Source organism: Nocardia sp. NBC_01009, assembly GCF_045208035.1.
Classification (GTDB): Bacteria; Actinomycetota; Actinomycetes; order Mycobacteriales; family Mycobacteriaceae; genus Nocardia.
In genome coordinates this window covers 4,545,073-4,570,883 of the sequence record NZ_CP108695.1, presented here as the reverse complement: position 1 = coordinate 4,570,883, position 25,811 = coordinate 4,545,073, and the positions used below count along the sequence as shown (strand labels likewise).

Here is a 25,811-nt window from a genome sequence, read left to right as displayed (position 1 = left end):
CGCCCCCGTGTATTCGAAGGCGATCAGTGGCTCTCCGAATACAACGTGTCGCCCGGCGGCTGCCGCGCGAGAGGTGAGCAACGTCGCTATCCGCTCGACGGCGGCAGCGCCGTGGGTGATCGGATCAGATAGATCGCCCCATAATAGACATCGTCGTGCGCGATCTCGTTGTCACTTCGGTAGTACCGGACGAATGCCGAATCGACTGGAATGTCGACGACGCTTCGGGGGTCGAATGGATACCGGTGGTCCTCGTCGCGGTCCGACCATTGGCTAAAACTCCCGGCAGGGAGAAGGTAGAGGCCGGGAGGTTCGTTCCGATCGAGATACGTTCGCAGGAAGTCGATTCCGGCGAGCACAGACCTCGGCGAAGGCAACGTCTGTGTCACTTCCAGCGGGAGAACCAGGCAAGCGGCGATACCGGCCCGATTCGGCCAGTCGACCCCGTTGCAGAGTGCGTCAAAGGCGCTCGCGCTGCTCGCGAGTAACCGGGATGGGTCCAGCATGATCTCCGCGCTGAGCCCGAAGTCATCGATATGGCGGGAAAACAGGCGCTGATCTGCTGCGGCGGAAACCTCTGTGGCCCACTGCCCGATCGCGTCCAGATCAAGATCTACCAACAACCCACCGTCCGTTCTGCTCCAGCACCGCGCTGGATCATGCCATCGACCACAGTGGCGGGCTACCCGGTTTCTTTCCGCCCGAGCACAACGAGCTGGAGCCAGGGGCCTGGCGGGGCTGACCGATCGCCCGCCACGAGACGTTCGGTGCGATCGAATTCACGAGATGTACTAGTCCGGCATGAACTCTCTGACCGCCGAGTCACTGTGAGCGCCTTCGGCTTGACGAGCTCAGCATCAGACGGCGATCGTGGGCGCTCTCATCGGCTACTTAACACTGGTGCCAGGGCCTGATCCCGGCCAGGATCGGGTCCAGGTACCCGGTGAGAAGCTCCCAAATCGGCTGCCCACCTGCCTCATTGGTGTGACTCTCACATGGCTTGCCTCTCACCGAGGTAACCGTTGCCGGCTAAGTAGGGGTTTGCCCAAAGCTCGAAGTAGCGGTGCCTTCCCGCACGGACCTCAGACGCCGATTCGGGAAGGACACCACTGGTGACGGGAATGGACCCGCATAAACGCTCGGCCACACTCGAGATCATCGACCCCACCGGAAAGGTGTTGACCACTGGTCGATACGGCACATGTGTGGATGGTCGAGATGGCGAGCCCGTCCTGCAGACTGCGGGCTGGCCTGCCGTCTGGTGCGGACGTGATCCTAGAACACGATCATGTCCGGTCGATCATGGCTGAGGAAGTCGTGGTGCGAGATCTCCCAGGCGTACGCGCCTGCGCGCGAGAAGACAAGAATGTCACCCACTCGCAGTCGGCGAACGTAGGCGTCGCGAGCCAGAATGTCTCTGGGCGTGCACAATTCGCCCGCGACGGTGATGATGTCGTCGATGACACCCGGCCTGGCGAATGGGTAGGACCACTCCTGGACCGGAAGCACAGTGAACGGATGGCTGTATCCCCAGGCTGCGGGGAGCCGGAAATGGTGTGTTCCGCCGCGCAGTATCGCGTACCAGTGACCGTGGGTGCGTTTGAGGTCGAGTACCTCGGCGGCATACCAGCCCGCATCGGCGGCGATCATGCGTCCGAGCTCGAACAGCACACGGATACCGGGTGGCAACGGTGGCACCTGGGCGGCGAACTCGGACAGGTCCAGGTCGGCGCCGCCGGGATAGTCGATACCCATGCCGCCGCCGACGTTCACCACCCCCAGATCGATCCCGAGGCGGGCGGCAGTGGCGTTCGACCAATCCAGCGCCGCGGCGACGAATTCCGCGTGCGCTGCGGCGTCGAGGTTGTTGCTGACCGCATGCAGATGGAATCCGATGAGTCGGATGCCGGGCAGTTGCCGCACGGTGGCAACCACCTGCGGCAGCAACTCCTCATCGATCCCGAAAGCCGTAGGGGCGCCGGTCATGTGATGAGTACCGGATGGTGGCGCGCCGGCGCGATTGACGCGCAGCGTGATCGGTACCGGGTCCCCGGTGTTCGGGTTCGTTCGTTCGGCGAGGCGCAGCAGTTCGAGTCGGCTCTCGACGTTTATCGTCGCCCCGGCCGCGACCGCGGCGGCGAGTTCGGCATCGGTCTTTCCGGGACCGGAGAACACCAGCCGATGGGCCCCAGCTGCAGCGGCCTTGCGAATTTCACCCCCGGAAGCGATGTCCATGCCGTCGGTCACCGACGCCAGCGTCTCGAGCACGGCCGGGTGACTGTTGGCCTTGACGGCGTAGTACAGCTCTGCACCGGCAGGCAGGGCGGCACGGATCTCGGCGACCCGGTGCCGCAGCCGTGCGGTGTCATAGACATACGCACACACCGGGTGGTCAAGTGAGCGCAGTGCCCGCACGACGCGGGATGGAAGAGTGCTCATATATCCGCGAGCGGGTTTCGTACGCTGCACCACAGGAATTCGTCCGGGTCCGCTGCCAGTCGCATGGCTGTGGTCGCCTTCGTCGGGAGCATGTCGGCGAAAAGCGCCTGGTGTTCTTGGCCTGCGGGCCAGCTGTTGCGCAGAACCTCTGCTGCTGCGGCCCACAACCGATCCGATGCGAACCCGCAGTCCTCGCAGGCTGTGATGAGTGTGGCCAGGGTGCCGCTGACAAACGCTGACAGCAACGTCGCACGCGTTTCGTCCGGATCGGAAGATCGCACGGACCCCTGCGTCCGGGGTACGCCGCTGCGGGCGGCCACTGCCGTATCGACCCGGATGCCGCCGAGATCGCGGTAGATAAGGCGCACAGGCCGTCCGCCCCGAAGTACGACCAGCAGGTTCTGGCCGTGTGCTTCCAGCGCGATGCCGTAGCGGGCGAGCACCGCCCCGAGGCAACGAGCGGCCAGGGCTGCCACCGTAGTGACAAATTGTGCTGCCGCGGTGGGGTTGTCGGCGTATCCGAGGGTGAGCGCTTCGGCCAGCACGGGCATACCGGTGCGTGGATCGACCGCCGCGAGCGCGCCAACCGGGATAGCCAGCTCGCCCGGCCCGGTGCGCGGCGGCCGTCGCAACAGCACAGCGATATCCGCACTGAGTCCGGCATCCGATCGCAATGCGCCCGCGGCGGGCTCGGCGAGCACTGTCATCCCGGGCAGATCCAGGCATGACAACCACCGGCTCACAGTCGGCCCGTTGTGGACGTTCTCGGCGGTGATATTCCTTATGGCACTGGTCAATTGGGCGGTGAGCGCCGTCTTGACGTGGAGCTCGCCGCCAATTGGCGCGAGCGTGCGCACCGACATCAGCGGCCGTGCGGGCATGCCGACGGCACGGGCACGCAGCCCGTGACCGGTGAGATCGAGCCGGGCGACCTGCCACGGGTGCATGGGCACCAGAATCCGATCGCCTGCACGGAGGTGGCGGGGCCACTCACCCACCGTATGCCAACGCGACGCGGGGACTTCGACCACGACCAGATCGACGATCGGGCGGTGCTCCGGGGCGTACGCACGTACCTCCGAGGCAGAGAATCCGCTTCGGCTACGACAACACGGGTGAGTCGGATGGCCCTCTACCACAGTCTGTTCCAGATACGCGGAACCGTCGAACCCGGGATCGGCAGCACGCTGTGCAGACACCCACGACAGCGCGCCCCCGCAATGCGGTGACGCCCTCGACACGGCCCGCGCGGACGCCAGGTTGGCTGCACTGTTCTCCAATTCGGATGCCAACCGCGCGATTCGATCCAATGGAACTGGTAGTCGCAACCGTCGCAGAAGGTCAGAGGCGCGGACGATACGTTCTCCCCCCACGAACACCGCGAGACCTGCGACCCCCTTCGCGTGCGGTGCAGCCGCCCCCGCCGGCCCGCGAAGCCACCGTCCGTCGTCGAGTCGCACCCGCATCATCCCACCAACCTGATGACGGCGACCGATCCCCGGAATGGGCTCACGGGTCAAAGCGCCCCACAAACGCGCCAAAATGGCGGCCTCAGCGCCTCGAACCTCTGATTCACTCACCTGGATATCCACCGGTGCAACGGAATTCGATGCCGCGAATCGTTGGGACGCCTCCGTCGGCAGGTTCATCAGGCTAGGTTCCCACAACCCGTGCACGGTCACCCGAAATTGACGAACCTCGAAGTGCCGTGACGCGGAGGGTGCACGAACCCATGTCCTCGGCCCTGCCGTCGTGACCGCAAGTGACCTGCTCCGCTCGGCCGCTTCGACCACGTGGTATGCGGCAATTTCGGGTGTTTGGGGTGGGTCAGGCGTGGTGCACCCAGGAGTGGAGGATGAACGGGCGGGGTTAGTCCGGCACTGAGATCGATGGATCGTTGGTGCGTCGATAGCCCAGGGCTCGGGCGATTCCAATGCGTCGCGCTGGTGAGTAGCGAGCTCCTGCTGGCCTTGCTGCTTGGCGAGATGGCACGCCGCACCCGACGCCATCCCGGGCATGGGTTACGGCCCGGGGTGTTCGTGCAGAACACCCCGAACGGCGCTCTCATCACCCACAACGGCGGCGCGGTCACGCGGCGCTGATGTACACGACGCCCTACGGCAGCAAGACCCTCACTGCCGCGCTGAATTATGCCGACGACGCCGCCTTGTCTCCGGCCGCGGTGTATCAGCAGGCGACGCAGCGGCTCGTCGACAAGGTGTTCGGTGGCAGGCAGGCCGATTCGTCGCAGCCGACGGACTGAGCACCCACGACCGGACGCCTCGAGGCGGACACCTACCGGTCGTGCATCAGATGAAAACCGAAGCGGGCCACATCGATTCGGCGTGGCCCGCTCGCATGCTCGTGTGCGCCCTACGATCCACCGCCACCGTTCGGCGACTCGGCCGCGGTGAGACGCAGGATCGGATCGAGCAGTCCCGGGAACCGGTCGCGCAGATCGCCTGTGCGAAGCCGGATCCGGCGGTGCCGGCCGTCGACGGTCATGCTGATCAGCCCGGCCTTTTTCGAGGCGACCGTCGCCGCACTCACAGGAGTGAGTGTGGCAGCAGAGACGGCCGCTATTGGCGTTGCCACCGAACTGCAACCAGAGGGGACTCGAGCCCAAATGACGAGATTCGAACCTGCGGCCACTTGACACAGGTTCCAATCTCGGCGACATGCCTCAGCGGACCTCATCACGCCTGGTCACAGCCCATGTGTGCAGACTGACATCGGCTCATCATTTCCCATCAGATCTGGGCAAATCCCATCAAAAGTGTGAGATTTTGGTGGGACGGATCGAATGACAGATCCGCACCCTACGCCTGGCCTCGCTCGTCGAGCGAGACATTCCGATCCTCCGCAGTACCCGCAGCGGAGGTCCGCGTTTCCCGAGCACCCGAGATAGCAAGCCTGACGGCTGCTACGTCGACGGCGTGAATCGCTTGGCTAGGTGGCAATCTGGGCGATGACCGACCGTGTCGGCTGGATCTCGGTGACCGTGTAGTCGGCCAGGCCCTCACGCAGGAAAGGGTCCTCGGCTATCACGGCGTCCAGATCGGCGCGATCAGGAGCCTGGGCGAGGATTACACCGCCGGTGCGGGGGCACCTTGCGTCCGGACATCAGGAACGTTCCGGCAGCTAGTTGGCGGTCGATGTAAGCAACGCCCGACCCGCCGCCGTCAGCGTCATCCCTTCCGCCGACCGCTCGAACAACTCCGCCCCCAGCTCCTGCTCCAACCCCCGGATCTGCTGACTCAACGACGGAGAACGCAATCCCAGCCCCTCCGCGGCACGGGTCAGATTGCCTGTCTCGGCCACCGCACAGAAATACCGAAGCTGTCGCAATTCCACCCCACCATCGCAACTGAGTGCGGGTGTGAATGGTCGTGGATACCTGATGACGGCGTCATCATGTAGGGCACTCCGCAGGCGCCTCATCGGCCGAAAGCTGCTGGGCACCACGGTAATCCGGGCTCCGCGCAACGCTCTGGCCGGCCGCAGCCATCCGGCGGCGTACTTCGCGCACCCACTTGTGCAGTAGGTTCTCATGCGCATCCAGCTCGCGGGCAACCTCGCGCACCGGGCGGCCGGAGTCGATCACCCGATGTGCCACCTCCACTCGATATTCGGGCGAATACGATCGACGCGGGCACGCCGTCCGTCGAGTCCGATCTATTCAGCCCAGATGCCTCGGACGTGGCCGATGTGACGGCGGATCAGCTGTTCGGCCGATTCCGCGGCTCCCTGTTCGATGAGATTCAGGATTTCAACGTGCTCGTGGGCGGAATGAATGAGCTCACCGCGTTCGGCGAGTGGGCGGACGCCATAGAGGCGGGAGCGGGAGCGCAGCGACCGCACCGTTTCGACCAACTCGTTGTTGCCCGCGAGGCTGAGGAGGCGGCAGTGGAATTCGGTGTCGATGGAGATGTAGGTGATGAAATCGTGTTCGGTCGCGGCCTTTTCGATGCCGAGGGCCAGGGTGCGCAGTTCGGCGAGCTGCTGGGGGTCGATGCCGGCGTCGGCGACCTTGCGCACGGTCGGGACCTCGATGAGCAGGCGGACCTCGACGAGGTTGTCCAGCTCCTGTTCGGATGGCTCGCGAATGCGAAAGCCCTTGTTGCGCACGGTTTCGACCAAGCCCTCCTTGGCCAGGTCGATCATTGCTTCGCGGACCGGAGTCGCGGACACGCCGAACTGTTCGGCCAGTCCGGGGGCCGAGTACACGACGTCGGGGCGCAACTCGCCGGTGATGATCGCCCCGCGCAACTTCTCGATGATCTCGTCGCGCATGCTCTTTCGGGGAAGGAACGACGTCAGTGTCGAGACCGGCGTATCGGTGGCGGACATCATTGCCTTCTTGTTGCGGGTGGGCGGAAGCGGCGACCACGGGATCGGCCCGTGTGATCTGGGTCAGTTGCTATCGTACAAGCGAGACGGTCGGTGACATATCACATGTTACGTGCGCCGTCGGGGACGGACCAAATCGCCGGGTGGGCGGCGTAGCGATCTGGTCCGCCGCAGGTCACGGATGTCAGGATTCCAGGTCGTTCAGTTCCGAATGCCGGTAGCTGAAGCCCACATACACCACGAGGCCCAGCCACAGCCATAGCAGGAACCGCACCCAGGTGCCCCAGGAGAGAGGTGGCTGATCAACCAGACGGAACGCAGTCTCTGCAACATTCCCACCTGAAACCTCTCATCGGTCCGGTCCGTGGATCCTCATCTGAGGATGAAGCCGGGAACCAGCGAGTCGCGCGGGTCCACGACAAAGCGGCTGTCTCCCAACTTGTGCGCCGTGCCGACGACCTCAGGCACGACCGCGTCGTGACCGTCGGCCTGGACCCGCGCCACGGCCCGAGCACGGAACCTGCTGCCGACGATAGAGTCGTGCACCAGGACCTCGCCATCGGCGAGACGTCCCTGGCTGGTCAGATGCGCGACCCTGGCCGCGGTGCCGGACCCGCACGGGGACCGATCGACCTCGCCGTCGGAGAACACCACGACGTTGCGCTGGTGCAGCGCACCCTCGGCACTGAGTCCCTCGAACGCCTGGGAGGCGGTCGCGTCGTCGGGGTCGACGTCCTCGGTGAACATCGTTGCGTAGACGCCGGACAGGCGCGAGTCGCTCGGGTGCTCCGCCGCGCGGGTGGCGTTGAGGCCATCCCGGATCTGGCGACCGGTCCGAATCAGGTCGGGCAGGTCTGCGGGGCGAACAGCCAGGCCGAGGTCCGCGGCGGACACCACGGCGTACATCGCACCGCCGAAGACGATGTCGCACGTGACGCGGCCACGGTCGGTCTCGACATCGACACCGGTGGAGTGCACCCAGCTCGGGACGTTGACGAACGAGACGTGGGTGATCTCGCCCGCCTCGAAGGCAACGCGGGCGGTGACCCGCCCGGAGGGTACGTCGATCCGTACGTCGCGAGTGCCCTGCTCGAGTCGCGGCACGAGGCCGGACTCGACGGCCCACACACCCAGCGCGATGGTGCCGTGGCCGCACGCGGTGGAGAAGCCGTCCTTGTGCCAGAAGAGCACCCCGAGATCGGCGCCGTCGTCGTCGGGCTCGGTGACGAAGCCGCCATACATGTCTGCGTGGCCGCGTGGCTCGCTGCACAGGAGCGCGCGGGCATACTGCACCTCTGGGCTCGCGATCCCACGGATCCGCTTGTCCGCCACGGTGGCGCCCTCGAGCCGGACCGCTCCGTGGGCGACGATCCGGAACGGCTCACCGCCGGTGTGGTAGTCCACCGTCTCGAAGCGCAACGACATCTCAGGCGCCAAGGTAGGCCTCCACTACTCGGGGATTGGTCCGCAACTCCTCCGAGGACCCCTCGAGGCTGGTCACGCCCGCCTCGAGTACATAGCCGCGGGTGGCCACGGTGAGCGCGGACCGGGCGTTCTGCTCGATGAGGAGTACCGCGGTGCCGCGCTCGTTGATGGTTCGCACGACCTGCATGATCTGGGCGACCATGAGGGGGGCCAGGCCCATGGACGGCTCGTCGAGCATGAGTAGGCGCGGCGCAGCGATCATTGCGCGCCCCATCGCCAGCATCTGCTGCTCGCCCCCGGACAGGGTGCCGCCGTGCTGGTTGCGGCGGTCGCGCAGTCGCGGTAGAAGCTCGTACACCTCCTGGATCCGCTCCTCGATCGCCTTGCTGTCACGGACGGTGTATCCACCGATGAGCAGGTTCTCGTGGACGCTGAGCCGAGGGAAGATCCGTCGGCCTTCGGGCACGTGGACGATGCCCATCTCGACGAGCTCCCAGGGCTTGGCTGCTGTGATCTCCTTGCCGAACGCCCTGATCCGTCCCGACGTCGCGCGCACCAGACCGGAGATCGTGGAGACCGTGGTCGACTTGCCGGCGCCGTTATTGCCGAGCAGCGAAACCGTCTCGCCTGCACCAACGGTCAGTGACAGACCGCGCAGCGCCTCGACCCGTCCATAGTTGACCACGAGGTCCTCGACCTCGAGGACAGGGGTAACTGTGCTCACGACTCGCCCTTCTCGCTCCGTGCCGCGGTGTGATCGCTGAAAATCTCCTCGTCGGTGGCGGCGGCCACCGCTTCGGCCTCGGCGTCGTCGGTGCCCAAATAGGCCTCGATGACCCTGGGGTCGGTGCGGATCTGGTGGGGTGTGCCGTCCGCGATCTCCTTGCCGTAGTTGAGGACGACGATGCGTTCGGAGACCTCCATGACCAGGCCCATGTCGTGCTCGATGAGCACGACCGCGGTCCCGAGGTCGCTGATGCGGCGCAGTAGGGCGAGAAGCTCCTCCTTCTCGTTGTGGTTCAGGCCGGCCGCGGGCTCGTCGAGCAGGAGCATCTTCGGTTCACGGGCCAGGGCCCGGGCGATCTCGACGCGGCGCTGCTCGCCGTACGGCAGGTTGCGCACTTCGTGGACCCGGCTGCCGCGCGCTCCGACGAAGTCGAGCCAGCGGTGTGCCTCGTCGGTCGCGGTTTGCTCGCTGCGGTGGTACCGGGGGGTGTGCAGGACGGCGTCGAAGGCGTTTTGCCGGATCCGCACATGCATCCCCGCGCGCACGTTGTCCAGGACGCTGAGGTCGCCGAACAGGCGCAGGTTCTGGAACGTGCGGGCGACCCCGCGCGCGGCGATGACCGCGGGACGTTTGCCGGTGATGTCGCTGCCGTCGAAGGTGACGTGCCCTGCTGACGGCTTGTAGAAGCCGGTAATGCAGTTGAAGGCGCTGGTCTTGCCGGCACCGTTCGGGCCGATTACAGAGAGGACCTCCCCTTCGTGCACGTCGAAGGTCAGGCCGTTGACGGCAGTGACTCCGCCGAAGGCCACTGTCATGTCACGGACTTGGAGCAGCCCCGTGGCCGATGAGCCGTTTCTTGCCACCTTGCCGTGTGTCACGGTCACGGTGCGACCTCCTTTGCCGCCGTGCGGGCTCGTCGCTTCTCGATCCGCGACGGCTTCTCGTCGCCCCGGTGCGGCCAGATGCCCTGGGGGCGGAACAGCATCACGATGATGAGGAGGACGCCGAAGACGAGATAGCGCCAGTTCTCCGCTCCACGTAGCAGCTCGGGGAGCAGGGAGATGACCAGCGCGCCGACGACGACGCCGGGTGTTGAACCCATCCCGCCGAGGACCACCGCCATGAGAATGAGCGCCGACCAGAGGAAGTTGAAGCTAGTTGGCGAGATCGCCGTCTGGTGCACCGCGAAGAGCACACCAGCGATCCCGCCGAAGATCGCTCCGGTGATGTACGCCGCGAACTTCACCCGGTAGGTGTGGATGCCCATCGCCTCCGCGGCGTCCTCGTCCTCGCGCACGAACCGCCAGGCCCGGCCCAGCCGCCCCTTGCCGAGCCGCGCGGAAGCCAACACCGCTGCTGCAACGACAGCGACGATGATCCAGTACGTCGTGATGTCAGAACGCAGGCCGAAGTCGCCGAAGTCCGGGATACCGAAGATCCCGTTCGGGCCACCTGTGACATCGAGGTTGTTCGCGGTGATCCGGATGATCTCGCCGAATCCGAGGGTGACGATGGCGAGGTAGTCACTGCGCAGTCGCAAGGTCGGGCCGCCGATCACCACCCCGCCGATGACGGCTGCGATCACGACGACTGGGATCGTGAGCAGAATGGGCCACCCCAGCGACGTGGTGAGGATGCCGGAGGTGTAGGCGCCGATCGCGAAGAAGGCGGCGAAGCCCAGGTCGAGCAGACCGCAGTAGCCCACGACGATATTCAGGCCGACCGCGAGCATCACGAAGATGAGCGCGTCCGTTGCGATCCGGATGCTGTAGGACGAGGAGTTGACGAACGGCAGCGCAACGGCAAGGGCCATCACGACCCAGCCGAACAGCGGGTGGCTGATCGCGCGGCTTACCGGCGTAGCACGGCCAGCTGCCTCTGCGGGCGCGAGGCCGGAGCCGATGTGACCGATCGTGGAGTTGCCAGCCCCGTCGACGGCTTGCACGAAGCCGGAGGGGGCATCGAAGGTCCCGTCTCGGGCCGGGATCGAGTTATCGTTGCTCATCAGACCCGCTCCGTCACTCTCTCGCCGAGTAGACCGGTGGGTCGGACGGTCAGGAACAGGATCAGGAAGCCGAAGGCGAAGACGTCTCGCCACTCACTGCCGAGCGCGGCGGTTCCGAAGGACTCGAGCAGCCCGAGAACGACAGCGCCGAGAACGGCGCCCCGCAGGTTCCCGATGCCGCCGATCACAGCCGCGGTGAACGCCTTGAGGCCGATGGTGAAGCCCATGAGGAAGTCCACCTTTCCGTAATACGCGCCGGCCATGACTCCGGCCGCACCGGCCAGCGCCGAGCCGATGAAAAAGGTGCGCGAGATGACGCGGTCGACGTTGATGCCCATCAGCAGGCAGGCTTTCGGATCCTGCGAGATCGCGCGCATCGCGCGACCCGCCCGGGTCCTGTTGACGAGCTGGTCGAGGGCGATCATGAGGCCGACGGCGATCACCATCATGGCGAGCTGGGCGTAGGTGACCCGGGCGCCCAGCACGGAGATGGCACCGTTGCCGAAGCCGACTGGATAAACACGCGGGTTCGGGCCGAACCCGACGGCGATGCCGTACTCCAGCGCGAAGCTGGCGCCGACCGCAGTGATCAGCACCGACAATCGTGGTGCTCCGCGCAGCGGCCGGTAGGCGACCCGCTCGAGGACGAGTCCCACGGTGCCGGTGACCAACATTGCCACCACCATGATCAGGACGAGTACGACGATCGAGCCGCCCCCGCCCAGCGCGCCGGCTGCCGCGGTCAGCAGCGCATAGCCTGCGAAGGCACCGAGCATGTAGATGTCACCGTGGGCGAAGTTCAGCAGTTTGATGATGCCGTAGACCATCGAGTAGCCGAGGGCGACGAGAGCGTAGAACGAGCCGATGAACAGGCCGTTCAGGATCAGTTGAATAAGGTATTGCAGGTCCATGGCACTCCTAAATGCCGGGAGCCGGCGGGGCCATTGGCGCCCGCGAGCCGAGGGTCACTTGTTGAGCGCGAAGGTGTTGCCCTGGACCACGAGGATGCCGAAGCCGCCCTCGCTGAGGGTGTGCTCCGGGGTGAACTTGAGCTTGCCGCTGAAGATCGGGAACCCGTCGATCTTCTCCAGCGCGGCGACGACGTCGGTGCCCTTGGTCGAGTTGGCGTTCTTGATCGCCTCGGCTGCCACGCGCACGGCGTCGTAGGACTGCGTCGAGTAGGGCCCGGGGTCGGCCTTGAAGGCGGTCTTGTAGTCGGCGATCCACTTCTCGCCACCAGCAATCGTTTGCGGCGTCTGCGTCATGGTCGCCAACACGCCCTGGGCGTTGGCGGCACCGGCGATGGAGATCATCTGCTCGTCGACCGATCCGTCCGCGACCATGATCTTGCCGGTGTAACCCGCCGCGCGAAGCTGCTTGATGAGCAGCCCGCCCTCTTGGTAGTAGCCGGTCCAGTACACGAAGTCCGGCTTCGCGTTGAGGATCGAGGTCACCGCAGCGGAGTAGTCCGACTCGCCAGCAGTCACCGACTCGTGGTCCACGACCTTGACCGATCCCACTGCGCTGAGTTTCTCTCCAGTGCGGGTGCTGATGTCCTTGGAGTACGACGTGTTGTCGTCTGCCAGCGCGACGGCCTTGGAGCCGGAGGACTTGATGAAATCGACCGCCGCTTGGGCCTGCTGGGCACCGGTGCCGTTGAGCAGGAACACATTCGGCAGCTTGCCCTTGACCAGGTCGTTGGAGTTCGCGGCCGGGATGATCATCGGGACGTCGGCCTTGTTGAAGATCGAAAGCGTCGGCAGGGTCGCCGACGAGCAGTAGCCGCCGACTGACACGGTCACGCCCTCCGTGACGAGCTTGGCGGCCGCCGACGCTGCTGTCCTCGGGTCGCACGCATCGTCCTCGGCAACGAGCTCGAGCTTGCGGCCGAGCACACCGCCGGAGGCGTTGATCTCGTCGATCGCGAGCTGCGCGCCGTTCTTCATGTACGGTCCGATCGCGGCGCTGCTGCCGCTCATCGGCGCTGCCATGCCCAGCCGGATGTTGCCCTTTCCGCCGTCTCCGCCGCCCGCCGCCAGGCCGCCCCCGCCACAGGCGGACAGGGTCAAGGTCAGAGCGACTGCCGCCGTGGCGCCGATCAACGTCTTACGAATCATGTGTATCTCCACTCCTGGTCAACGCCTCAGGCGTCAGGTCCGCGCTAAGCCACTGCGGTGTGGCTCTGCTGGAACCGAGGCTTAGCGTAGAGACCGAATTCAGCTAGTGCAATAGCACATTGCATAAAGTTCTCGGGGGAGGCAGACTGAGGCCGGCGAACCGGAGGCTAACCGAACAAAGCCTCTTGCGAATCGCAGTGCAATATCACATTCTATTCGTGCGCAACCTTGATCCAGGAGACTTCACAACATGACCATCTCGAAAGAGAACCCCTGGCGCGGCCTCTATACCGCGACCGCACTGCCGTTCAACGACGACCTCAGCGTCGACTACGACGGCTACGCCAACCACGTCGCATGGCTGGCAGCCAACAGCACCGACGGCGTATGCCCGTCCGGCTCGCTGGGCGAGTACCAGACGCTGACCCCCGAAGAGCGCGCCCGCGTGGTCGAGGTGGCGGTGCAGGCCTCGCCCGAAGGGTTCGGCGTGATGCCCGGCGTGGCGGCGTACGGCTCGAGGGAGACCGTCCGCTGGATCGAGCAGGCGGCCGAGGTCGGCGCCCAGTCGGTGCTGATGCTTCCGCCGAACATCTACCGTGCGGACCGTCCGTCGGTGCTCAACCACTATCGTGAGGCCGCCAAGGTCGGGCTTCCGATCGTGGCGTACAACAACCCTTACGACACCAAGGTCGACCTGACCCCGGACCTGCTGGCCGAACTCCACTCGGAGGGTCTGATCAAGGCGGTCAAGGAGTTCTCCGGCGACGTTCGCCGCGTCTACGAGATCCAGGAGCTGGCGCCGGATCTGGACATCCTCATCGGCTCCGACGACGTCGTGGTCGAGTTCGGCCTGGCCGGCGCGGTCGGCTGGATCGCGGGCTACCCCAACGCGATTCCCGAGGCCACCGCCAAGCTGTACCAGCTGGCGACCTCCGGCAACGTCGAGGACCTGGCGGAGGCCCTGCCGCTCTATCGCGACCTGCACTCGCTGCTGCGGTGGGACTCGAAGACCGAGTTCGTCCAGGCGATCAAGCTGTCGATGGACATCGCCGGCCGCAAGGGCGGTCAGTGCCGTCCGCCGCGCAGCCCCTTGACCGCCGAGCAGGCCGAGGCGATACGCCGCGACACCGAGGCCGCCCTGGCCAAGGGCTACCGCTGATCGCAGCGGGGCGTGTCTGCCGATCCCATGCCATGGGGTAGCCAACCGGCATTGAGAGACATGCTCTGGGCGAGCAGCCCGGGATCACAGTCGAACGATCCCGTGTTGCTGATGAGGGGCGAGAGCCTCGGAGAGGAAGAGATCATGATGGCACCGAGTGGGCAGGCCACCGACGCAGGTGGTCGTGGGACTGGTCTGACCCACCTCAGCGCAGTCGCCATCGCGGACCTTGTCGACGGACCCAGTGCGGTCCGCGTCCTCACCGAGGCTCTCGTGTCAGGGCGCGTCGATCCCGAACAGGACAGCCCGAGGCTCTTCGCTCCCGCCGCGCCGGGCGCCGAGTTCCTGATGATGCCCAGCGCTACGGGTGGCGCGTCGGGGGTCAAGGTTCTCACCCTCGCACCAGGTAACCCCAAGGACGGATACCCGAACGTCCAAGGCGTCTACGTCTTGTTCGAAACCGAGCACCACGCGCCACTGGCGGTTCTCGACGCTGCGGAGCTGACACTGGTCCGCACCCCGGCCACTACGATGATGGCCGCGCGACACCTCATCGCCGCCCACCGCGGCATAGACCCCGCGTCCGCGGTTCGCGCACAGCGGGTGGTGGTCTTCGGCACCGGCCCACAGGCCGAGCGCCACATCGCGTACCTCAACGCCGTACTGCACCCCGACGACATCGCCGTGGTGGGACGCCGCCCTGAGGGGGTGGACCTGCTCGTCGCACGGTCGGCCGCTCTCGGCGCTCCGGTCCGACCCGCCGACGCCGCGCGGGACCTGTCGCGGGCGGACCTCATCGTCTGTGCCACGTCCTCCCGTAGTCCCCTCTTCGACGCCGGCGACGTATCCGCCGATGCCGTGGTCTGCGCGATCGGCGTACACGGCCCCGACAAGCGCGAACTCCCCGCGGAGCTGGTGCTCGAAGCCGACGTGGTGGTGGAGAGCCGTGCCGCGGCGATGCGTGAGTCGGGCAACCTGCTCCTTGCCCGGCCGGCGACCGAGTGGGTCGCGGACGCCGAGCGAGGACGCCGGCTGGCCAACCTGGCCGAACTGGTGACCGGCCGCTTCACACCGTCGCCCGGTCGCCCCGCGGTCTTCTCCGGAGTGGGCATGGCCTGGGAGGACCTGGTCGTGGCACAGCACGCCTACGACCGCTACCGGCAACGCGCGTGACGCACCAAAATCTCTGTCCACGTTGGAGGAATGATGTACGACACCAGCACTGACCACATCGACCACATCGACCACATCGTCCTCGGTGCGCAACGGGCCGCGACGCAGTGGTCCAGCCGAACCCGCACCGAGCGCGCCGCAGTGCTGCGGGCCGTTGCGGACCGGCTCGATGGTGCCGCCGACATCCTGGTCCCGTTCGCCATCCGGGAGACGCGCCTCACCGAGCAACGGCTCCGCGGCGAGCTGGCGCGTACGACGTTCCAGCTGAGGCTGTTCGCCGAGACTGTGAACGAAGGCGGCTACCTGGACGCGCGCGTGGACCACGCGGATCCGGACTGGTCGATGGGGCCGCGTCCGGACCTGCGGCGTACCCGCGTCCCCTACGGCCCGGTGGTGGTATTCGCCGCGTCCAACTTCCCCTTCGCATTCTCCGTGGCCGGCGGCGACACCTCCTCTGCCCTCGCTGCCGGATGCTCCGTGATCGTGAAGGCACATCCGGGCCATGTCGAGCTCTCCGCCGCGACGGCGCAGGTGGTAAACGAGGCGTTCAACGAACTCGGCGCACCGAGCGGGCTCCTGCAGATCGTCTACGGCCAAGAGGCCGGGGTGGTCGTGCTGACGCACCCGCAGGTGAAGGCTGCGGCGTTCACCGGCTCCATCCCCGGCGGGCGAGCGCTGTTCGACCTGGCGTCGTCGCGCCCCGAGCCGATCCCGTTCTACGGCGAGCTCGGGTCGGTGAACCCGGTGTTCGTCACTGCCTCCGCGGACGCCGATCGCGGCGCGGACATCGCCGCCGGGCTGGTCGGGTCCTTCACGCTCGGCGCGGGCCAGTTCTGCACCAAGCCGGGCGTGGTCCTCGTACCCGGCGACTCCCACTTGTTGGCGTCGTTGCGCGCCGACGCGCTGCCGTCGGCCGCGCCGCTGCTCAACGACAAGATCACGGCCGGCTACCTGAGTGGCCAGCAGCAGCTGCGCCGGCATCCCGCTGTGACCGTGCTCGCCGAGGGGGAGGATCCGCTCAATGACCCACCCGCTCCGACCGTCCTGTCCACCTCGGTGCAGGAGCTGTTAGCCGATCCGGAAGCGCTGCTGGCCGAGTGTTTCGGCCCGACCGTCCTGATCGTCGAGTACATCGACGAGCATCAGCTGGTCGAGGTCGCGGAGCAGCTGGAGGGACAGCTCACCGCGACCCTGGTGGCGAACGAGGACGACCGGATCGTCGGGCAGTTGACGACCATCCTGGCCTCGAAGGCCGGCCGACTGCTGTGGAACCAGTGGCCCACGGGTGTTGCGGTGACCTACGCCCAGCAGCACGGAGGCCCTTACCCGGCAACCACCGCCGCCGGGACCACATCGGTCGGCACCGCCGCCATCGATCGGTTCACCAGGCCGGTGGCGTATCAAGGATTCCCCGACTTCCTGCTTCCGAGCGAGCTGCGCGACGACGCCGACGTACCGCGCAGGGTTGACGGAAAGCTGACCTGATCCGCACCGCTGGAGCATCCGAGAAAGGGCAACATGAGGACAACACGCATCATCCACGCTGTCGACTCACACACCGAGGGCATGCCCACGCGCGTCATCACCGGCGGCGTCGGAGTCTTTCCCGGTGCCACGATGGCGCAGCGCCGCCAATGGTTCATCGACAACAACGACGAGCTACGCACGCTGTTGATGTTCGAGCCGCGCGGCCACGCCTCCATGTCCGGATCGATCCTCCAGCCCCCCACCCGACCTGATGCCGACTACGGCGTGCTCTTCATCGAGGTCTCGGGGCTCCTTCCGATGTGTGGCCACGGCACCATCGGTACGGCGACTGTGCTGGTCGAGACCGGGATGGTCCCGGTCGTCGAGCCGGTGACCACGATCCGCCTCGATACCCCCGCCGGTCTCGTCGTCGCCGAGGTCGCCGTACGAGACGGGCACGCGGAATCGGTCACCATCACGAACGTGCCGTCGTTCAGTCTCGCTCTGGACCAGGTCGTCAAGGTAGCGGGGTACGGCGACGTCCGCTACGACATCGCGTTCGGGGGCAACTTCTACGCGATCGTCGACCTCGACGACCTCGAGCTGCCGTTCGACAGGGCGGCGAAGCAGCAGCTGATCGACGCAGGGCTGGCCATCATGGACGCGATCAACGAGCAGGCCAGGCCGGTCCACCCTGAGCGCTCGGACATCAACGGGTGCCACCACGTGTACCTGAAGGCGCCGGGTGCCACCGCCCAGCATTCCCGGCATGCCATGGCGATCTACCCCGGTTGGTTCGACCGGTCGCCCTGTGGCACCGGCACCAGTGCCCGGATGGCACAGCTACACGCGCGAGGCGAGCTCGACCTCCACACCGACTTCGTCAACGAGTCGTTCATCGGGTCCACCTTCGTCGGCCGACTCATCGAGGAGGTCGAGCTTCCGGGCACCGAGGACGGCGAGACGATCCGTGCCGTCGTACCCACCATCACCGGACGGGCATGGGTCACCGGCACCGCGCAGTACATGCTCGATCCCACCGACCCATTCCCTGCGGGATTCCTACTGTGACCGCGTTTCCGAATCCTCCCAGGAGGGTGGCATGAGCGATCACTTGCCCAAGGGCGCAGAAGTCGTGGTGATCGGCGCGGGAGCGGTCGGCGCGGCCTGCGCGTACTTCCTGGCGCGGGAAGGCTTCCGCGTGCAGGTGCTCGAGCAGGGCCGGGTTGCGTCGGGGACCAGTAGCGCGTGTGAGGGCAACCTGCTGGTGTCGGACAAGGAGGCGGGCCACGAGCTGGACCTGGCTTTGTACTCGAACTCGGTGTGGCACAACGACCTGGCCGAGTTCGGTCAGCTGTGGGAGTTCGAGTCCAAGGGCGGCTTCGTCGTCGCGTCGAGCCCCGAGGGCGCTGACGCGCTACGGGAACTCGGCGCCCGTCAGCGCCTTGCAGGCATCGAAACCGTGGATGTCGACGCAGCCGACATCCACCAGTACGAGCCGAACATCCGCACCGGCCTGGCGGCTGCCGCGTACTACCCGCAAGACGCCCAAGTGCAGCCCATGCTTCTGACCGCCCATCTGCTGCGGCTGGCACGAGGCATGGGGGCTGTCATCTCCACAGGTATCGAAGTAACCGGGATCGAGCACCGTGACCTGGGTGGCGAACGACGGGTCAAAGCCGTCCGCACCAGTCGAGGAACGATCGCGTGCGACCACGTGGTCAACGCCGCCGGCACCTGGGCGAGCGAGATCGCGGCGATGGCTGGGGTCGAGGTACCTGTCCTTCCCCGGCGTGGCTTCGTGCTCGTGACCGAGCCGCTGCCGCCCACGATCAACCGCAAGGTGTACGCCGGCGAGTACGTCGCCTCGACGCAGTCCTCCGACGAAGGCCTGCAGACCTCGACCGTGATCGAGGGAACTCAGGCCGGGACCATCCTGATCGGGTCCTCGCGGGAGCGGGTCGGGTTCGACCGCACCGTGTCGTTGCCCGCTCTGCGCGAGATCGCGGCCAAGGCACTGGCGTTGTTCCCCTCGCTGGCCCGGGTCCGCATCATGCGCACCTACATGGGGTTCCGGCCGTACTGCCCCGACCATCTGCCCGTGATCGGCCACGACTCCCGCCTCACCGGGATGTGGCACGCGACCGGGCACGAGGGCGCCGGCATAGGGCTGTCGGTCGGCACCGCGAAGCTGTTGACTCAGGCGATGGCAGGCAAGTCGCCCGACCTGGACCTTTCCCCCTTCGCCCCCGCTCGCTTCTCGGTTGGTGACCACGCATGACAAGACATCCGAAAATCCAGGCCGGTCCGAGGACAGTCGAGGACGGCGGCACGTCCGTCGTACACCTCACCCTCGACGGCCAGGAGCTCCTTGCCCACCCCGGCCAGACCGTGGGCGCGGCACTCATCGACGCCGGGATCCAGTCCTGGCGCGCCACCCGGAAGAACGGCCGCCCCCGAGGCCTCTTCTGTGGCATCGGGATCTGCTACGACTGCCTGATCACCGTCGACGGCGCACCCAACCAGCGCGCTTGCCTCGTCCCCGTCTGCGAAGGCATGCAGCTGAGCACGACCGCCGCGCCGGTCGATGCGGCAACTGACGCTCCCAACGACGGAGGGACCGAGCGATGAGCACCAACCCGACTTCCGGGCACACGGTCGGAGCGTTCGACGTGGCTGTCGTCGGTGCCGGCCCAGCCGGCCTGGCGGCCGCCGCAGCTGCGGCCGACCGAGGCATGACCGTCGTGCTGGTGGACGCTGGTGCCCAGATCGGCGGCCAGTACTGGCGTCATCCGGACGAGCGCGCCCCACGTGGGCCGGAGGCGGAAGGCCATCACGACTGGAAGCTGTTCACCGAGCTTCGCGAGAAGCTGCGCCGGCACCGGCAGATGGGCGCGGTGGTTCACCTTCCCAATGCCCAGGTGTGGTTCGTGGAGCCCACAGCGCCTGCCGACGCCGATGACCGGGAAGGGGGCTGGACCCTCCACCTGACTCCGACGATCGTGGGCGTCGACACCGCTGAGGCGACGCCCGGGCTCGTCGTCGCCGGCAGGCTGATTCTGTGTCCAGGTGGGTACGACCGCCAGCTGCCCGTCCCCGGTTGGGATCTCCCCGGTGTCATGGCTGCCGGCGGCGTACAAGCCCTGCTGAAGGGACACCGCACACTCGCAGGCAAGCGCGCTGTCGTCGCGGGAACGGGCCCCTTCCTCCTTCCGGTCGCCAAGCAGCTCGCCGATGCCGGAGCGACGGTCGTGGCCGTGTGCGAGGCCAATGCTCTGACCGGATGGGCGCGCCACGCCCGCGCCGTGGCAGCCGTTCCTGCCAAGGTCGTCGAGGGTGCGGAGTACGCCCTGGCGCTGGCCCGCCACCGGATCCCGTACCGGACTCGCACCGCGGTGACTCGCATCGACGCCGATCCCACCGGCACCAAGGCGGTCCAACTGGCCCAGCTCGATGCCGCGGGGCGGGTTGTCGGCCCCACGACGACCGTTGAGGTAGACCTGGTCGCCCTGGGCTGGGGCTTCACCCCTTCGATGGAGCTCATCACCGCGGTGGGCGCCCAAACCAGGATCGACGTCGACCAGTCTCTCGTCGCCGTCGTCGACAACTCGCAGCGCAGCACCACGCCAGGGGTGTACGTCGCCGGTGAGGCAACCGGAGTCGGCGGGGCGCTGCTCGCGGTAGCCGAGGGTGAACTGGCCGGGATCGCCGCGGCCGACGCACTCGAGGTCCACGCTGTGCGTATTCGTCGACTGCGTGCGCGTATCCAGCGCCTCCGTGTCTTCGCCGCCGCCATGCACCAGGCGCACCCGGTCCCGGCACGCTGGCACGAGTGGCTCACCCCGGACACTACGATCTGCCGGTGCGAGGAGGTCAGCTTCGACAGCGTCTGTCGGGCCCGCGACGAGCTCGGCGCCACCGACGTACGGACTGTCAAACTGATGGCGCGGCCAGGAATGGGCTGGTGCCAGGGGCACGTGTGCGGGTTCGCCACAGCCAAGCTGGCCGCTGCCGCCGAGGACCGACCCCTCACCGTGGAGGATCTGCGACCGCTGGCCAAGCAGACCCTCTGCGCCCCCATAGCCTTGGAACTTCTGGCCCAGGTCACCTCGAAATCCACCGACGAGGCCCTCTGATGAAGCGAGGAAGGGCTGTCGTTGGTTGCTCTCGGCGTAGCCGGACATTGCCCGGCCGCGCCGTTCGGGGGGCCAGAACTTGGTGCCACGTGACGACATACCTCGAGGAACCAGCATCCCGCAGAGAGGCAGGGCACATGGCACTGAACGGCATTGGGCTCGTGGAGAAGGTCAGCATTCGTGAAAGGATCGGCCGTGCGCTGCGCGCAGCCATCGTCTCCGGCGAGATGGAGCCCGGGGTCGTCTACTCCGCGCCGGCTCTGGGGGCTCGATTCGGTGTGTCGGCAACTCCCGTGCGCGAAGCCATGCTCGACCTCGTCAAGGAGGGCCTCGTCGACGTCGTACCCAACAAGGGCTTCCGGGTCACCGAGATCGGGGAGTCGGACCTCGACGAGATCACCGAGCTGCGACTGCTGATCGAGCCGCCTGTGGTGCGACAGGTCACGCGCCATATCCCAGCCGAGGATCTGCCCGTGCTCCACGAGCTCGCGCAGGTCATCGTGGACTGCGCGAACGAGGGCAACCTCGTCGAATACACCGAAGCCGACCGCGTCTTCCACCTGCGCCTCCTCTCGTACGCGGACAACACGCGGATGACCAACCTGGTGTCTGATCTGCGCGCCCACACCCGGCTGTTCGGGCTCTCGAGCTTGCTCGAACGAGGCGAGCTCGTGGATTCCGCACGCGAACACCTGGACATCGTCGACACCATCGAGCGACGCGACTCGCGTGCTGTCGAGCGGTTGATGCGCAACCACATCCGCCAGACTCGCGGGCGATGGGCCAAGCCCCGGACCTGAGCGGCAAGCCGTAACCATGAGTTCCATCCAAATCCATTCCGCCCCGCTGGGAATGGAATGGATTTCGCTCGGTTCGGATGTCGGGGAAGCGAGCTGGGACAGGCGGCGTTAGCGAGCATGCGGTACGCACGCGCGGCAGGCGGTCCGGCGATGACCTGCGCCGCCGAGGCGCTGGCGGCACGGTCGTTGTGGCCGTAGCGGCGGGTCGGTGGTGGTGGTGGTGGTGGGGCCCGGCGTCGCGGGAGACGACGAACAGCGGCACGCCGTCCTGCAGCTTCCAGGAGATGCCGGTGTGGCGCAGGGTGCAGGGAGTCAGCCGCTTGCCACACGGTGTTGACTGCACTGCCTTAGAGCTCCTATCGGGTTCGGTTGCTGAGTCGTCGCCAGCAGATCAGTGCTGCGGCAAGGTCGAGGAATCCGTGGTGGATGTCGGTGCGACGTTCCCACCGGATGGCGCGGCCGCTGGTACTGGTGCAGCAGGGCAAAGGATTGCTCGACGATCCAGCGGCCGGCGGTGACCTTGTCACGGGTGCCGCGCCGCGCGATGTAGCCGGTGATACGTCGTTGCCGCAGTTCGGAATACACGCTGGGGTAGTCGTATCCCTTGTCCGCGATCAGGTTGGTGATCCGATGCCTGGGTCGCCCCGCACGCCCGCGTAGAGGTTGGACCCGGTCGAGCAGCATGGGCAACGGCAGATGGTCGTTGACATTGGCCGCCGACAGCGCCACCGCGAGCGGGAATCCGTTCCCGCAGGTCAGGATGTGGTGCTTGGAACTGGTCTCGGCGCGGTCGACCGGGCTCGGACCTGTTGCGGCGCCCCTTTTTTCGCCCGCACATGCGAGCCGTCGACCATGACCCGGTCGAAGTCGATCATCCTGGCGGCGTGGCAGCGGGCGAGCACGGCCTGGTGGATCCGTTCGAACACCCCGGCGGCCTGCCAGTCCCGCAACCTGCGCCAACATGTCATCCCGGACCCGAACCCCAGTTCCTGGGGTAGGTCTTCCCATCCGATCCCGGTGATCAGCACGAACAAGATCCCCTGCAGCACCCGTCGACTGTCCATCTGCGGCGGTCCCGGTGCCCCCGCGGGTTTCACCGGCAGTAGCGGTTCGACTACCGCCCACAACTCGTCATCCACGATCCAGGGTGCTGCCACATCGAAACATCCTGCACTGCAACAGAACCCGACGCCAACTGACCGAACCCGTCAGGAGCTCTTAGGTCCCCGACTCGATAAAGCGCAACACGCAGCAATCCGCACACCGAGTACCGAACGGAGAAAGCGCAATTGGGCGGCAGACTCCCCAAACCCGTAGGAACCTTCGGCACACCGACGAAGCCGAAGAAGCAGAAGAACGGACGCTGGCGCGCCACCGTTCGCTTCTATGGGGCCGCAGGAAGTACCCAGCTCGAGCGGATCGGTGTGACCGCCGACGACGCACGCAACAGGCTCGCCGAAGCCATGCGCGACCACCGGGAACAACTGGGATCTCGGCGTATCACTCGCACCACCAAGCTGATCGATCTGGCCGCCGAACTACTCGCCGAACTGGAGGGCGATGACGCCTACACCGAGGGAAATATCGAGGACTACCGTCGCGAGATCTACGTATCGAAAGATAAGCGTGCCGACCCGAAAACGTTCTTGGTCTCAACAGGTCAACGCGTCACCGACGATAACTGATCAACCCCAGAAGATCGGGTCGCCACTGTTGTCGATGTGATCGAGCAGGTCCTGAACGTGAGGGCTCGGCTCCAAGAGCCGGTAGCGGTGAAATTTGAGGTGTCGGTCCCGCCAATACAGCGTCCACAACCCGGTTTTCTTGGTGTAGTGCAGGCGGGCGATCGGGAATCGTGTCCATTCCGGGCCGAAGTCCTCGCGCCATGGTGGTCGGCATTCGCAGATCGTGACATGGCGCGGCGAGACGTCGCATTCGACCCGAATCTCGTGGCGATATTGTTCGGGAACTCTGCTGGCGCAGTACTTCACGATTCGGGCGACATCGAGTTCGGGAAGTCCTGTGGCAGCCATGCCGGCCATCATGCCAACCACCCCTGATGGCCGGCTTCGCTATCCGGCTGCGTAGGTGCCGAGCACCTGTTCTTCTCGCTGGCGTGGGCTGTCCCAGTCGAGCACTCGACGAGGCCGATCGTTGAGTCTGGCGGCGATCATGTTCAGGTCGTCCTGGGTGAAACTGCGCAGGTCAGCATTCTTACGAAGGTACTGCCGAAGCAACCCATTCGTGTTCTCGTTCGTCCCGCGTTGCCACGGATGATGCGGGGCGCAAAAGTAGACGGGCATGTCGAGAGCTGTGGTGATGTGCTCGTGCTTGGCCATTTCCCGTCCGCGATCCCAGGTCAGCGACCGACGCAGATGCGCCGGCAACCTGCTCAGATAGGTGACCAGCGCATCCGCTACCGTCTCGGCCCGGTACCCGTCCGGCAACGCCACCACATGCGTGAAACGGGATTGCCGATCCACCAAAGTCGCGACCGCCGACGGCCTGGTTCCGAATACCAGGTCGCCTTCCAGATGCCCGGGCTCGCTACGATCGTCCGCCGCAGGAGGTCGGCGATCGATGGAGACCATGTTCCGTATCCTGCCGCACCCGTGGGAGCGCTTCTTCCCGCGTGGCCGGCGAATCGGCCGATCGGTACGCAACTCGTGAAATGTAGTGCTGTCGAACACTTTTCGGGACGGAATGTAGAGGCAACGATAGATCGTCTCGTGCGAGACCCACCTCGAGGGATCGGACGGGTTCTCACGTCGGAGCCAGACCGAGATCTGTTGCGGGGACCACTGCTCATGGAGCTTGGTCGTGATGATCTCCTGCAGAATCGGCCGAGCGCACAGGATCGATGCTTTGGGACGGCGGGCACGGACATACGCCGCGGCATCGGCGTCGAGCGCCCGGTACTCCGCACGTCCGCCGTTGCGGGCGATCTCGCGTGAGATCGTGGATGGGGATCTTCCGAGTTTCTCGGCGATCGTGCGAGCGCTGTCGTCGGCGGCTATTCCCCGGGAAATCTCTTCACGCTCACCTGCGGTGATGTGGCCGATTCTCCGTGTTCGTGGGACCGGTCGGATACCGCCGGACTCGCGCAGGAAGCGACGAATTCGGGGCATCGTTTCTCCAAGGACCCGCTCGATTTCTCGTATCGATTCACCACGGCGATGAAGATCCCAGATCAGGTTCTGCTGGTCCACACTGAACCCGAGCGCTCTGCTACCCATCCAAGCCTCCACGATCACGCATCTTCTCACCAGCAGTGATGCGTTGACCTGTTGAGACCAAGATCAAGATCGAGAACTCTCTGGGCAACCTCCAGGTCTGGCAAGCGACCGCCGGAGAATTGGACCGGCACCTCAAACGGCTGGTGAGCCTGGGGCTGCGCCGCAAAGCCAAGCAGCACAAGATCGTCCTGCGCGCCATGATGCAGATCGCCGTCCGCCACGGTGCCGTCGAGACGAACCCGATCGACGGCGTCGGCGTCGTCATTTTGATCACGGTCCCGGTGGAACGCCATGACGAGTTCCTCGCCGCCTACGACCACCGTCACTGGCGATGACGTACTCGTTCTCCAGGGTGATGGTCGCTCCGACCGCCGAGCCCAGCGACACCCCGAACACGTCACGCGCGGCGTCGGACAACTCCAGACCGCTGTCCTGCATCGGTTCGTCCGCCAAGCCGACGAGAGGGTCACCCTACGGCGCAACGACACCGCCAACCTGTACCTCGACCACGCCGAACCCGAGCGCGCCGATCGAGGCCGATGCCGACGCCGTCTGGTGGGCGCGCCGGTGCGGGCACCGCGGTCGGCGTCCTCGGTGTTGAGCCGGACACCCGCGAAGCCGCCGCGACGAGCTGAACGCCGCCCGGCACACCACGGACACCAGCGCTCTCGCCGAGGCTCGCAAGGCGGGCGATCTGCCGTCGGGGTACTACTACGCGCGGACTTGGCTGGACAGCCTTCAGCGTATTGCGTCGTCCGCAGGGTGGTGATGCCGGCC

At 66.3% G+C, this 25,811-nt stretch carries 29 protein-coding genes and 1 pseudogene; 12 read left to right on the top strand and 18 right to left on the bottom strand.

The features are described from left to right. Positions 1-86 precede the first annotated feature (86 nt). The 3 genes from OHA42_RS20395 to OHA42_RS20385 form a co-directional block, all read right to left on the bottom strand. Positions 87-620 carry a hypothetical protein gene (locus tag OHA42_RS20395; RefSeq protein WP_406229481.1) on the bottom strand — a complete coding sequence of 178 codons (534 nt, stop codon included), beginning with the start codon at positions 618-620 and terminating at the stop codon, positions 87-89. A gap of 655 nt (positions 621-1,275) precedes the next feature. Next, on the bottom strand, positions 1,276-2,439 hold the full coding sequence (locus OHA42_RS20390; RefSeq protein WP_406229480.1) for an alanine racemase: 1,164 nt from the start codon (positions 2,437-2,439) through the stop codon (positions 1,276-1,278). Beyond that, entirely contained in the window at positions 2,436-3,905 is a 1,470-nt protein-coding gene (locus OHA42_RS20385; protein WP_406239486.1) for an IucA/IucC family protein, read from the bottom strand. Before OHA42_RS20385 ends, OHA42_RS20390 begins: the two co-directional genes overlap by 4 nt. Positions 3,906-4,385: 480 nt before the next feature. On the opposite strand from OHA42_RS20385, the gene OHA42_RS20380 reads away from it, so the two are divergent. Both OHA42_RS20380 and OHA42_RS20375 read left to right on the top strand, forming a co-directional pair. Beyond that, entirely contained in the window at positions 4,386-4,541 is a 156-nt protein-coding gene (locus OHA42_RS20380; RefSeq protein ID WP_406229479.1) for a hypothetical protein, read from the top strand. Next, positions 4,541-4,702, top strand: coding sequence for a hypothetical protein (locus OHA42_RS20375; protein WP_406229478.1), 162 nt, complete (start codon positions 4,541-4,543; stop codon positions 4,700-4,702). Before OHA42_RS20380 ends, OHA42_RS20375 begins: the two co-directional genes overlap by 1 nt. A gap of 110 nt (positions 4,703-4,812) precedes the next feature. Here OHA42_RS20375 and OHA42_RS20370 read toward each other — a convergent pair whose 3' ends face one another. The 12 genes from OHA42_RS20370 to OHA42_RS20315 form a co-directional block, all read right to left on the bottom strand. Further along, positions 4,813-4,989 carry a hypothetical protein gene (locus tag OHA42_RS20370; protein ID WP_406229477.1) on the bottom strand — a complete coding sequence of 59 codons (177 nt, stop codon included), beginning with the start codon at positions 4,987-4,989 and terminating at the stop codon, positions 4,813-4,815. Positions 4,990-5,388: 399 nt separating this feature from the next. Then, positions 5,389-5,487, bottom strand: coding sequence for a hypothetical protein (locus tag OHA42_RS20365; RefSeq protein ID WP_406229476.1), 99 nt, complete (start codon positions 5,485-5,487; stop codon positions 5,389-5,391). A 93-nt stretch (positions 5,488-5,580) separates the two neighbouring features. Next, entirely contained in the window at positions 5,581-5,793 is a 213-nt protein-coding gene (locus tag OHA42_RS20360; RefSeq protein ID WP_406229475.1) for a LysR family transcriptional regulator, read from the bottom strand. Between the two features lie 58 nt (positions 5,794-5,851). Continuing rightward, on the bottom strand, positions 5,852-6,055 hold the full coding sequence (locus tag OHA42_RS20355) for a transposase (RefSeq protein ID WP_406229474.1): 204 nt from the start codon (positions 6,053-6,055) through the stop codon (positions 5,852-5,854). A gap of 59 nt (positions 6,056-6,114) precedes the next feature. Further along, complete coding sequence (locus OHA42_RS20350) at positions 6,115-6,792, bottom strand: GntR family transcriptional regulator (protein ID WP_406229473.1); 678 nt, start codon at positions 6,790-6,792, stop codon at positions 6,115-6,117. A gap of 181 nt (positions 6,793-6,973) precedes the next feature. After that, on the bottom strand, positions 6,974-7,063 hold the full coding sequence (locus OHA42_RS20345) for a hypothetical protein (protein ID WP_406229472.1): 90 nt from the start codon (positions 7,061-7,063) through the stop codon (positions 6,974-6,976). Positions 7,064-7,161: 98 nt separating this feature from the next. Beyond that, on the bottom strand, positions 7,162-8,214 hold the full coding sequence (locus OHA42_RS20340) for a proline racemase family protein (protein WP_406229471.1): 1,053 nt from the start codon (positions 8,212-8,214) through the stop codon (positions 7,162-7,164). A gap of 1 nt (position 8,215) precedes the next feature. Beyond that, entirely contained in the window at positions 8,216-8,938 is a 723-nt protein-coding gene (locus OHA42_RS20335; RefSeq protein ID WP_406229470.1) for an ABC transporter ATP-binding protein, read from the bottom strand. Next, entirely contained in the window at positions 8,935-9,756 is an 822-nt protein-coding gene (locus OHA42_RS20330; protein ID WP_406239485.1) for an ABC transporter ATP-binding protein, read from the bottom strand. Before OHA42_RS20330 ends, OHA42_RS20335 begins: the two co-directional genes overlap by 4 nt. A gap of 65 nt (positions 9,757-9,821) precedes the next feature. Beyond that, positions 9,822-10,946, bottom strand: coding sequence for a branched-chain amino acid ABC transporter permease (locus OHA42_RS20325; protein WP_406229469.1), 1,125 nt, complete (start codon positions 10,944-10,946; stop codon positions 9,822-9,824). Continuing rightward, entirely contained in the window at positions 10,946-11,857 is a 912-nt protein-coding gene (locus OHA42_RS20320; RefSeq protein ID WP_406229468.1) for a branched-chain amino acid ABC transporter permease, read from the bottom strand. Before OHA42_RS20320 ends, OHA42_RS20325 begins: the two co-directional genes overlap by 1 nt. Before the next feature lie 54 nt (positions 11,858-11,911). After that, entirely contained in the window at positions 11,912-13,063 is a 1,152-nt protein-coding gene (locus OHA42_RS20315; RefSeq protein ID WP_406229467.1) for a branched-chain amino acid ABC transporter substrate-binding protein, read from the bottom strand. 250 nt (positions 13,064-13,313) lie between these two features. On the opposite strand from OHA42_RS20315, the gene OHA42_RS20310 reads away from it, so the two are divergent. The 8 genes from OHA42_RS20310 to OHA42_RS20275 all read left to right on the top strand — a co-directional run bounded on the left by OHA42_RS20310 (position 13,314) and on the right by OHA42_RS20275 (position 21,798). After that, positions 13,314-14,222 carry a dihydrodipicolinate synthase family protein gene (locus OHA42_RS20310; protein ID WP_406229466.1) on the top strand — a complete coding sequence of 303 codons (909 nt, stop codon included), beginning with the start codon at positions 13,314-13,316 and terminating at the stop codon, positions 14,220-14,222. A gap of 144 nt (positions 14,223-14,366) precedes the next feature. Beyond that, entirely contained in the window at positions 14,367-15,395 is a 1,029-nt protein-coding gene (locus OHA42_RS20305; protein ID WP_406229465.1) for an ornithine cyclodeaminase family protein, read from the top strand. A 30-nt stretch (positions 15,396-15,425) separates the two neighbouring features. Beyond that, the gene (locus tag OHA42_RS20300) at positions 15,426-16,880 is read left to right on the top strand and encodes an aldehyde dehydrogenase (NADP(+)) (RefSeq protein ID WP_406229464.1); all 1,455 of its coding nucleotides are present in this window, start codon (positions 15,426-15,428) and stop codon (positions 16,878-16,880) included. A gap of 33 nt (positions 16,881-16,913) precedes the next feature. After that, positions 16,914-17,933, top strand: coding sequence for a proline racemase family protein (locus tag OHA42_RS20295; RefSeq protein ID WP_406229463.1), 1,020 nt, complete (start codon positions 16,914-16,916; stop codon positions 17,931-17,933). Between the two features lie 31 nt (positions 17,934-17,964). Continuing rightward, positions 17,965-19,143 carry an NAD(P)/FAD-dependent oxidoreductase gene (locus OHA42_RS20290; protein ID WP_406229462.1) on the top strand — a complete coding sequence of 393 codons (1,179 nt, stop codon included), beginning with the start codon at positions 17,965-17,967 and terminating at the stop codon, positions 19,141-19,143. Then, positions 19,140-19,493 (top strand): (2Fe-2S)-binding protein, encoded by a 354-nt coding sequence (locus tag OHA42_RS20285; protein WP_406229461.1) that lies wholly within the window; start codon positions 19,140-19,142, stop codon positions 19,491-19,493. Before OHA42_RS20290 ends, OHA42_RS20285 begins: the two co-directional genes overlap by 4 nt. Beyond that, on the top strand, positions 19,490-20,998 hold the full coding sequence (locus OHA42_RS20280) for an FAD-dependent oxidoreductase (RefSeq protein WP_406229460.1): 1,509 nt from the start codon (positions 19,490-19,492) through the stop codon (positions 20,996-20,998). The genes OHA42_RS20285 and OHA42_RS20280 overlap by 4 nt, the downstream gene beginning before the upstream one ends. 137 nt (positions 20,999-21,135) lie before the next feature. Beyond that, on the top strand, positions 21,136-21,798 hold the full coding sequence (locus OHA42_RS20275; RefSeq protein ID WP_406229459.1) for a GntR family transcriptional regulator: 663 nt from the start codon (positions 21,136-21,138) through the stop codon (positions 21,796-21,798). Positions 21,799-22,154: 356 nt separating this feature from the next. Here the strand turns inward: OHA42_RS20275 and OHA42_RS20270 are convergent. Beyond that, a pseudogene (locus OHA42_RS20270) lies at positions 22,155-22,955 on the bottom strand (IS5 family transposase). Between the two features lie 132 nt (positions 22,956-23,087). On the opposite strand from OHA42_RS20270, the gene OHA42_RS20265 reads away from it, so the two are divergent. Continuing rightward, positions 23,088-23,483: a hypothetical protein gene (locus OHA42_RS20265; protein ID WP_406229458.1), complete on the top strand. Its 396-nt coding sequence runs from the start codon at positions 23,088-23,090 to the stop codon at positions 23,481-23,483. Here the strand turns inward: OHA42_RS20265 and OHA42_RS20260 are convergent, their stop codons facing one another. Further along, positions 23,484-23,831, bottom strand: coding sequence for a DUF3024 domain-containing protein (locus tag OHA42_RS20260; protein WP_406229457.1), 348 nt, complete (start codon positions 23,829-23,831; stop codon positions 23,484-23,486). Positions 23,832-23,870: 39 nt separating this feature from the next. Continuing rightward, the gene (locus tag OHA42_RS20255; RefSeq protein WP_406229456.1) at positions 23,871-25,034 is read right to left on the bottom strand and encodes an IS30 family transposase; all 1,164 of its coding nucleotides are present in this window, start codon (positions 25,032-25,034) and stop codon (positions 23,871-23,873) included. A 119-nt stretch (positions 25,035-25,153) separates the two neighbouring features. On the opposite strand from OHA42_RS20255, the gene OHA42_RS20250 reads away from it, so the two are divergent. Continuing rightward, entirely contained in the window at positions 25,154-25,369 is a 216-nt protein-coding gene (locus OHA42_RS20250) for a hypothetical protein (RefSeq protein WP_406229455.1), read from the top strand. Positions 25,370-25,811: the final 442 nt, after the last annotated feature.

Excerpts from the sequence above, each read along its gene's own strand:
- OHA42_RS20310 (WP_406229466.1), top strand. The coding sequence starts at position 13,314 with ATGACCATCTCGAAAGAGAACCCCTGGCGCGGCCTCTATACCGCGACC.
- OHA42_RS20305 (WP_406229465.1), top strand. The coding sequence starts at position 14,367 with ATGATGGCACCGAGTGGGCAGGCCACCGACGCAGGTGGTCGTGGGACT.
- OHA42_RS20290 (WP_406229462.1), top strand. The coding sequence starts at position 17,965 with ATGAGCGATCACTTGCCCAAGGGCGCAGAAGTCGTGGTGATCGGCGCG.
- OHA42_RS20375 (WP_406229478.1), top strand. The coding sequence starts at position 4,541 with ATGTACACGACGCCCTACGGCAGCAAGACCCTCACTGCCGCGCTGAAT.
- OHA42_RS20280 (WP_406229460.1), top strand. The coding sequence starts at position 19,490 with ATGAGCACCAACCCGACTTCCGGGCACACGGTCGGAGCGTTCGACGTG.
- OHA42_RS20385 (WP_406239486.1), bottom strand. The coding sequence starts at position 3,905 with ATGCGGGTGCGACTCGACGACGGACGGTGGCTTCGCGGGCCGGCGGGG.
- OHA42_RS20295 (WP_406229463.1), top strand. The coding sequence starts at position 16,914 with ATGAGGACAACACGCATCATCCACGCTGTCGACTCACACACCGAGGGC.
- OHA42_RS20285 (WP_406229461.1), top strand. The coding sequence starts at position 19,140 with ATGACAAGACATCCGAAAATCCAGGCCGGTCCGAGGACAGTCGAGGAC.
- OHA42_RS20350 (WP_406229473.1), bottom strand. The coding sequence starts at position 6,792 with ATGATGTCCGCCACCGATACGCCGGTCTCGACACTGACGTCGTTCCTT.
- OHA42_RS20315 (WP_406229467.1), bottom strand. The coding sequence starts at position 13,063 with ATGATTCGTAAGACGTTGATCGGCGCCACGGCGGCAGTCGCTCTGACC.
- OHA42_RS20325 (WP_406229469.1), bottom strand. The coding sequence starts at position 10,946 with ATGAGCAACGATAACTCGATCCCGGCCCGAGACGGGACCTTCGATGCC.
- OHA42_RS20340 (WP_406229471.1), bottom strand. The coding sequence starts at position 8,214 with ATGTCGTTGCGCTTCGAGACGGTGGACTACCACACCGGCGGTGAGCCG.
- OHA42_RS20260 (WP_406229457.1), bottom strand. The coding sequence starts at position 23,831 with ATGGCTGCCACAGGACTTCCCGAACTCGATGTCGCCCGAATCGTGAAG.
- OHA42_RS20390 (WP_406229480.1), bottom strand. The coding sequence starts at position 2,439 with ATGAGCACTCTTCCATCCCGCGTCGTGCGGGCACTGCGCTCACTTGAC.
- OHA42_RS20300 (WP_406229464.1), top strand. The coding sequence starts at position 15,426 with ATGATGTACGACACCAGCACTGACCACATCGACCACATCGACCACATC.
- OHA42_RS20330 (WP_406239485.1), bottom strand. The coding sequence starts at position 9,756 with ATGACAGTGGCCTTCGGCGGAGTCACTGCCGTCAACGGCCTGACCTTC.
- OHA42_RS20320 (WP_406229468.1), bottom strand. The coding sequence starts at position 11,857 with ATGGACCTGCAATACCTTATTCAACTGATCCTGAACGGCCTGTTCATC.
- OHA42_RS20275 (WP_406229459.1), top strand. The coding sequence starts at position 21,136 with ATGGCACTGAACGGCATTGGGCTCGTGGAGAAGGTCAGCATTCGTGAA.
- OHA42_RS20255 (WP_406229456.1), bottom strand. The coding sequence starts at position 25,034 with ATGGGTAGCAGAGCGCTCGGGTTCAGTGTGGACCAGCAGAACCTGATC.